This is a genomic window from Streptomyces sp. FH025 (assembly GCF_017427025.1).
GTDB lineage: Bacteria > Actinomycetota > Actinomycetes > Streptomycetales > Streptomycetaceae > Kitasatospora.
In genome coordinates, this window is the sequence record NZ_JAFLNG010000402.1 from 1 (window position 1) to 7,183 (window position 7,183).

Here is a 7,183-nt window from a genome sequence, read left to right on the forward strand (position 1 = left end):
CTGGCTGACCGAGCCGTCGGACACCGACCGCGTCCGCCGCGGCCGGTCCGCCCGCACCGCCGGAGCACCCTCGGCGGTAGGAGCAACCGCAGGAGCCTCGGCGCCCGACTGGCTCGCCGACCCCTCCGACACCGACCGCGTCCGCCGCGGCCGGTCCGCCCGCACCGCCGGAGCGCCCTCGGCGCCGGCGCCACCACCGGCACCGGCGGCCGCGGCCGCCCGGGGCGTGCGCGCCGCCGCGCCCGCCGCCCGCGCACCGCGCGCGGGCCGCTCGGCGACCGGCGGAAGGGTGCCCTTGAGCGGCCCCCACTCGTTCGGGTCCGGCACACCGGCCGGCTGCATCTTGCGACGGGCCGGCCCGTCGCCGTGGCCCGACTCGCCCGGCTCCTTGGCGCCCGGCCAGTCCTTGGCGACCCGGGCCGCGAGCACGAACTCCTTGCGCAGCGGGTGCCCCTCGAAGCCGTCCGGCAGCAGCAGGGTGACCAGGTGGGGGTGCCCGGGGAAGTCGATGCCGAACATCTCGTGCGTCTCGCGCTCGTGCCAGGCGGCCCCCGCGTACACGGGTACGGCGGTCGGCAGCGCGGCCCCCTCGCGGGGCACCCGGGTGCGCAGCGCGAGGTGCCGCACGCCCGGCGCCTCGGCGGCGGCCAGGTGCGCGACCACGGAGAAGCCCTCGCCGAGCTCGTCGACGGCGCTCAGCCAGTCGAAGAAGCCCAGGCCCAGGACGTCCCGGGCGTTGGTGAGCGCCTCGATCCAGTGCTCGGCGGGAACGTCGACGGTGATCAGCCCGTACGCCTCGGCGCCGGTCGCCCACTCCCCGACCGACGCCGCGTACTGCTCTGCTGACGTCACGAGGCTCCTCCTTCCGGAGCGTCCGGCCCCGCGACCAGCGGGCGGCGCAGCGCCGCCGCGGGCGCGGTGTAGCGGCCGGGCAGGGACTCGGCGGCGATCTTCTCCTGGAGCTTGAGGATGCCCTGGAGCAGCGCCTCGGGCCGGGGCGGGCAGCCGGGCACGTAGACGTCGACCGGGATGATCTGGTCCACGCCCTTGGTCACCGAGTACGAGTCCCAGTACGGCCCGCCCGAGTTGGAGCAGGCGCCGAAGGAGATGACGTACTTCGGCTCGGGCATCTGCTCGTAGAGGCGCTTGACGGCGGGCGCCATCTTGTCGGTGACCGTCCCGGAGACGATCATCAGGTCCGCCTGGCGGGGCCCCGGCGCGAACGGAATGACGCCCATCCGGATGAAGTCGTGCTTGGCCATGGACGCGGCGATGAACTCGATCGCGCAGCAGGCCAGGCCGAAGTTGAAGCACCAGAGGCTGTAGCGGCGGCCCCAGTTGAGCACGACCTTGACCGGGTCGGGCGCGAGCCGGGCCAGCGGGCCGATGCCGCGGCGCTCGACGGCGCCGGGGCGGGCCGGGTCCGGCAGGCCGAGCGGGACGGGGCCGCCCTGCGCGCCGTGCGAGTGGGTGTGCGTCACGTCCATTCCAGAACGCCCTTCTTCCAGGCGTAGAGCAGCCCGACCGCGAGGAAGCCGATGAAGAGGAACATCTCCACCAGCGTTCCGGCGCCGTACCCGGCGGCGGCGAAGACCGTCGCCCACGGGAACAGGTAGATCGCGTCGACCGCGAAGATCACGTACAGGAAGGCGTACACGTAGTAGCGGATCTGGGTGTGCGCCCAGTCCTCGCCCACCGGGTCCACGCCGCACTCGTAGGCGAGGAGCTTCTCGGGCGAGTACACCACCGGCCGCAGCAGCCGGTTGGCGGTGAACGCCACGGTGACGAAGAGCACCCCGACGACGGCCAGCAGGCCCATCGCGGCGTACGCGTCGAAGTAGCCGCCGCCGACCGCAGGGTCGGCCACGACGGCAGCCGCGTGCTGCCCCTCCATGCCTTCGCCTCCACCTCGTCCGTGAACCCGCCCTCGGGAGAAGTTCCCCTCAGGTCAGTTCTACGACGTTTCCTCTCACGGTCCGAACCCCGGCCCTTCAATCCTGGCCAATGCGTGAGTCTAAGGGGACGGCTCCGCTCCACCCGAACCCCGCCCGCTCCGCAAGACGTCCGGTGGACACCGGGGCGGACGTCCACGGCCCGGAGCGGGAGTGGACCGGGGTGGGGATAACCCCCGGTCGGGAAGATGTATCACCCCCATGGCACCCCCCGCCCCCGGTTCGGGAAGCTTGGTGGGCCAGCTCGACCAAGAGGGACGGATGATCCGATGAAGCCGCTGCACCACCGCGCCGTGGACGCCATCAAGGAGCAGGACGCTCGGATGGACCCCCCACCGCCGTACGGCGCGCGGATGTGGCACCAGGTCGGGCGGCTGATGCTCAACCTGCCGCTCGGCATCGCCGGCTTCGTCCTCGCGATCACCACCCTCTCGGTCGGCCTGGGCCTGTCGATCACGGTGATCGGCCTGCCGCTGCTGGCCGCCGGGCTGGCCGGCTCCCGCGCCATGGGCAGGCTCGGCCGCCACCGCGCCCGCTCGGTGTACGGCTCCGCGATCGACGAGCCGGAGCCGGTGAAGCCCCGCCGGCCGGGCCTGGCCGGCTTCACCATCGCCCACCTCACCGACCTGCTGAACTGGCGCTCGGCGCTCTACAACGTGCTGATGCTGCCCTGGGGCATCCTGAGCTTCGTGCTGTCGCTGGTCTCGGTGATCGTGCTGTGGCCGGTGCTGCCCTGGGTGGTGCGCTCTCTGGTGGCGATCGACCGGATCCTGATCGAGTCGCTGCTCTTCCCGGGCGCCCTGGCCGAGCGGGTGCGCGAGCTGGAGGACGACCGCGGCACCGTGGTCGACACCGCCGCCGCCGACCTGCGCCGGATCGAACGCGACCTGCACGACGGCGCCCAGGCCCGGCTGGTCGCGCTGGCGATGGACCTCGGCATGGCCAAGGAGCGGCTGCGCGAGGTGGAGTCGGAGGAGGACATGGCGGCCGCCGCCCGGATGGTCGACAACGCGCACGGCGAGGTGAAGCTGGCCCTCCAGGAGCTGCGCGACCTGGCCCGCGGCATCCATCCGGCGGTGCTGACCGACCGCGGCCTGGACGCGGCGCTGTCGGCGGTCGCGGCCCGCTGCACCGTCCCTGGCGGGGTGAAGGTGAACGTCGACCTGACCGGGGCGGACGGCCGGCCCGAGCGCCCGGACTCGGCGGTCGAGGGCATCGCCTACTTCACCGTCAGCGAGTTGCTGACCAACATCTCCAAGCACGCGGGCGCCCGCACCGCCTCGGTCGAGGTCTGGCGCTCGGACAACCAGCTGATGGTGATCGTCCAGGACGACGGGAAGGGCGGCGCGGCCCCGTACCCGGGCAGCGGCCTGGCCGGGCTGGCCGAGCGGATCCGGGCGGTGGACGGGGTGTTCGTGGTGGACAGCCCGGAGGGCGGCCCCACCACCGTCACCGTCGAGCTGCCCTGGCGCACCCGCACCGCCCGCCGCTGAGCCCCGCCCTCCCGTCGCCCCGAGGGCTACGAGCCGGTCCCCAGCGTGCCGAGGGTGACCTCGGCGGTCTGGGCGGCGCCGTCCCGGGTGTAGCCGACGGTGACCTTGCTGCCGGGGGTGAGCGAGGCGAGCGCGGTGGTGAGCGCGTTCAGCGAGTCGACCGGGGTGTCGCCGATCCTGGTGATGACGTCGCCGGGCTGCAGCCCCGCCGCGGCGGCCGCGCCGCCCGGGCTGACCGCCACGATGACCGCGCCGGCCGGCTGGAACTGCTGGTTGAAGCTCGTCCGGGCGGTGATGCCGAGCGCGGCCCGGCCGGAGTTGGTGACCTTGCCCTGCTTGATCAGCTGGTCGGTGATGTTGGTGATGGTCGACGCCGGGATCGCGAAGCCGATCCCGGGGGCGGCCGCGCCGTTGGTCTGCGGCTCGGTCGCGGCGAGGGTGTTGATGCCGATCACCTGGCTGTCGAGGTTGACCAGCGCGCCGCCGCTGTTGCCCGGGTTGATCGCGGCCGAGGTCTGCACCATGTTGCCGATGGTGGCGCCCGGCGAGCCGCCGCCCCTGGGCTCGGAGACGGTCCGGGCGGTGGCCGAGACGATGCCCTGGGTGACGCTGCTGGACAGGCCCAGCGGGCTGCCCATGGCGAGGGTGATCTGGCCGAGCTGGACCTTGCTGGAGTCGCCGAAGACGGCGGGCTTGAGGCCGCTCGGCGGGCTGTTGAGCTTGATCACCGCGAGGTCGCTGTCCGGGTAGCTGCCGACCAGGCTGGCGTCCAGCGTCTTGCTGCTGTTGGCGAGGGTGACGGTGAAGTTGGTGGCGGTGCCGACCACGTGGGCGTTGGTGACGATGTCGCCCTTGTCGTCGTAGACGATCCCGGAGCCGAGGCTGTCGCCGGTGGTGATCTGCACCACGGAGGGCAGCACGTCGGCGATCACCTTCTGGTACGCGTCCTGCAGCTGGTTCGCGCCGCCCGGCTGGGCGGAGGACGGGGAGACCGGCTGGGCGGTACCGGAGGACGGCGAGGAGGAGGCGGACGAGGACGAGGAGGAGCGGCTGCATCCGGCCAGTGCCAGCGCCAGCGCGGTCACCACCGCGACCGCACCCGGCGCGACCAGCCGCACCGCCCTGGGCCCGGTCGGCCGGGGGCCGCTCTGCCGGGGCCCGCCCGGCACCGGGCGGCTGTGTTCCTTCGTTCGACTCACCTGGCTGCCTCCGATTCGTCACCGCGCCGAGGGCGCGGGCATGAGAGCACGGAAATCTTTGTCAGCATTTCACCGTTTTATCCGTATTGCCGTGTCAACTCGCGCCCAATGGGTGAACGAAATCGAACGCCTAGGATCGGCGCATGACTTGGTTGATCACCGGCGGTGCCGGATACATCGGTGGGCACGTCGTCCGTCAGCTGCTCGACGCCGGCGAGCGCGTCGTCGTCCTCGACGACCTCAGCACCGGCGACGCCTCCCGGCTGCCCGCCGGCGTCCCGCTGGTCGAGGGCTCCACCCTGGACCGCGCCGCCCTGGACGCCGCCATCCGCGAGCACGGTGTCGAGGGCGTCCTGCACTTCGCCGCCAAGAAGCAGGTCGGCGAGTCGGTCGAACAGCCCTTCCTGTACTACCGCGAGAACATGATCGGCTTGCAGACCGTGCTGGAGGCCGCCGCGGAGGGAGGCGTCAAGCGCTTCCTGTTCTCCTCCTCCGCCGCCGTCTACGGCATGCCGGACGTCGACCTGGTCACCGAGTCGACCCCCTGCGCCCCGATGAGCCCGTACGGCGAGACCAAGCTGGCAGGCGAGTGGCTGGTCGCCGCGGCCGGGAAGGCCCACGGGATGTCCACCGTGGCCCTGCGCTACTTCAACGTGGCCGGCGCCGCCTCCCCCGAGCTGTCCGACGCCGGGGTGTTCAACCTGATCCCGATGGTCTTCGAGCGGCTGACCGCCGGCCAGGCACCGCGGATCTTCGGCGACGACTACCCGACCCCGGACGGCACCTGCGTCCGCGACTTCATCCACGTCTCCGACATCGCCTCGGCCCACGTGGCGGCCGCCAAGCGGCTGGCCGCCGACCCGGCCGGCCGGACCGCGCTGGTGCTCAACATCGGCCGCGGCGAGGGCGTCAGCGTCAAGGAGATGCTGGCGGTGATCGGCGAGGTCACCGGCTACGACACCGCCGCCGAGGTGACCCCGCGCCGCCCCGGCGACCCGGCCCGGGTGGTGGCCTCCGCCGAGCTGATCCACCGCGAGCTGGGCTGGAGCGCGCGCCACGGCGTCAAGGAGATGGTCTCCTCCGCGTGGGAGGGCTGGTGCGCCCGCCACCCCGAGGCCCGCAAGGCCTGATCCGGCGCCCCGCGGCCCGCGGGGCCTGAACCGGCGCCACCGGCACGGCGGTGTCCGCCCCGCTCAGCGGGCGGGCACCGCCGTGCCGTAGAAGGCGTCCAGCGCGTACACGCAGCGGTCCTTGGAGCCGACGAAGACCCGCCCGCCGACCGCCACCGGGGAGCCGGTGAGCTCGCCCTTGGTGCCGAGCTCCCAGCGCAGCTGACCGCTCGCCAGGTCCAGGGTGTGCAGTGAGTGGTCCCGGCTGCCCAGGTGCACCAGGCCGTCGGCCACCGCCGGGGAGCCGACGATCTCGCCGCGCGCGGTGTAGCGCCAGCGCTCCCGGCCGGTCGCGGTCTCGAAGGCGTACAGCACCTCGCCGCTGCCGACCAGCGCCATGCCGTCCGAGACCACCACCGGCTCGGCGCCCTGGCGGCTGCCGGTGACCCCGCGCCAGCGGTCCAGGCCGGTGGCCGCGTCCAGCGCGTAGACGGTGCCCAGGTAGTCGGCCACGTAGACCGCGTCGGCGTCCAGGGCGGGCGGGGTGAACAGCACCACCGGGGCCTCGAAGCGCCAGCGCTCGGCCCCGCTGGCCGCGTCCAGCGCGTACACCCGGGTTCCGGCCGTCACGTACAGCGCGCCGCCGCGCTCGACCGGGTGCGAGGGCACGTCCTCGCCGACCGGGAAGGACCAGCGCAGGCCCGCACCGCGCGGGTCGATGCAGCGCAGCCGCCCGGCGCCGTAGTAGTAGGCGGCGCCGGCGACCAGGACCGGGCCGGACTGCGGGTTCTCGTAGTCCTGCTGGGCGTCGTCGGCGCGCCACAGCTCGGCGCCGGTGGCGGCCGAGCGCAGCTGGACGCCGCCGCCGCGCACGCCGCAGCAGAGCACGCCGTCGGCGGCGGAGAGCGAGTAGACCCAGCCGTCCAGCGAGGTGCGCCAGCGCTCGGTGCCGTCCGCGACGTCCACCGTGAACAGGTGCGGGCCGTCGGCGGCGTGCACCCGCCCGGCGTCCACCGCGAGCGCCCAGGCGACGTCCCGGGTCTTGTAGCGGCGCTCGCCGGAGGCGATGTCCAGCGCGTGCACCTCGAAGCTGGAGACGAAGAGCGTGCCGTCGGCGACCACCGGGGTGCCCCAGACGTCGTTGGACATCCGGAACCGCCAGGGGCGCCAGCGGGCGGCCCTGACCGGGGGCTGCGGGATCGGGGCCGGAATCGGGGTCGGGACGGCCCGGCGGACCCAGTCGGTCTCGGCCGGGGCGGTGCTCGGGCCGGGCTGCTCGTGCTCGGCCCGCGGCCCCGGGCCTATCCGCACCGAGGCTCCGGACAGCTGCACCTCGACGGAGCCGCCACCGGTGGGCGCCCGGTGCTTGTTCTTGGAGGGGATCTTCGCGGTCGGGATCTCGCCGTCCGGGGCCTGGCCCGGGTGCGGCG

General features: G+C 73.8%; 7 protein-coding genes. 2 read left to right on the forward strand and 5 right to left on the reverse strand.

Features of this window, described 5'->3' with window-relative positions; all coding sequences use genetic code 11:
• From J0670_RS24990 to J0670_RS25000, 3 genes are all read right to left on the reverse strand, one after another.
• Positions 1-852, reverse strand: an 852-nt coding sequence (locus J0670_RS24990) for an NADH-quinone oxidoreductase subunit C (protein ID WP_207813911.1), incomplete at its 3' end; no start/stop codon positions are given.
• Positions 849-1,487 carry an NADH-quinone oxidoreductase subunit B gene (locus tag J0670_RS24995; protein ID WP_196949645.1) on the reverse strand — a complete coding sequence of 213 codons (639 nt, stop codon included), beginning with the start codon at positions 1,485-1,487 and terminating at the stop codon, positions 849-851. The genes J0670_RS24995 and J0670_RS24990, both read right to left, overlap by 4 nt.
• On the reverse strand, positions 1,478-1,819 hold the full coding sequence (locus tag J0670_RS25000) for an NADH-quinone oxidoreductase subunit A (RefSeq protein WP_374223158.1): 342 nt from the start codon (positions 1,817-1,819) through the stop codon (positions 1,478-1,480). Before J0670_RS25000 ends, J0670_RS24995 begins: the two co-directional genes overlap by 10 nt.
• 402 nt (positions 1,820-2,221) lie before the next feature.
• Here J0670_RS25000 and J0670_RS25005 point away from each other — a divergent pair, with 402 nt between their 5' ends.
• The gene (locus tag J0670_RS25005; protein ID WP_207813913.1) at positions 2,222-3,445 is read left to right on the forward strand and encodes a sensor domain-containing protein; all 1,224 of its coding nucleotides are present in this window, start codon (positions 2,222-2,224) and stop codon (positions 3,443-3,445) included.
• A 26-nt stretch (positions 3,446-3,471) separates the two neighbouring features.
• Here J0670_RS25005 and J0670_RS25010 read toward each other — a convergent pair whose 3' ends face one another.
• Positions 3,472-4,563 carry a trypsin-like peptidase domain-containing protein gene (locus J0670_RS25010; protein ID WP_207813916.1) on the reverse strand — a complete coding sequence of 364 codons (1,092 nt, stop codon included), beginning with the start codon at positions 4,561-4,563 and terminating at the stop codon, positions 3,472-3,474.
• Positions 4,564-4,787: 224 nt separating this feature from the next.
• Here J0670_RS25010 and galE point away from each other — a divergent pair, with 224 nt between their 5' ends.
• Entirely contained in the window at positions 4,788-5,774 is a 987-nt protein-coding gene (galE, locus tag J0670_RS25015) for a UDP-glucose 4-epimerase GalE (protein ID WP_207813914.1), read from the forward strand.
• A gap of 63 nt (positions 5,775-5,837) precedes the next feature.
• Here the strand turns inward: galE and J0670_RS25020 are convergent.
• A partial coding sequence (locus J0670_RS25020) for a PQQ-binding-like beta-propeller repeat protein (protein ID WP_207813915.1) occupies positions 5,838-7,183 on the reverse strand: 1,346 nt, incomplete at its 5' end.

Excerpts from the sequence above, each read along its gene's own strand:
- J0670_RS24995 (WP_196949645.1), bottom strand. The coding sequence starts at position 1,487 with ATGGACGTGACGCACACCCACTCGCACGGCGCGCAGGGCGGCCCCGTC.
- J0670_RS25000 (WP_374223158.1), bottom strand. The coding sequence starts at position 1,819 with ATGGGCCTGCTGGCCGTCGTCGGGGTGCTCTTCGTCACCGTGGCGTTC.
- J0670_RS25005 (WP_207813913.1), top strand. The coding sequence starts at position 2,222 with ATGAAGCCGCTGCACCACCGCGCCGTGGACGCCATCAAGGAGCAGGAC.
- galE (WP_207813914.1), top strand. The coding sequence starts at position 4,788 with ATGACTTGGTTGATCACCGGCGGTGCCGGATACATCGGTGGGCACGTC.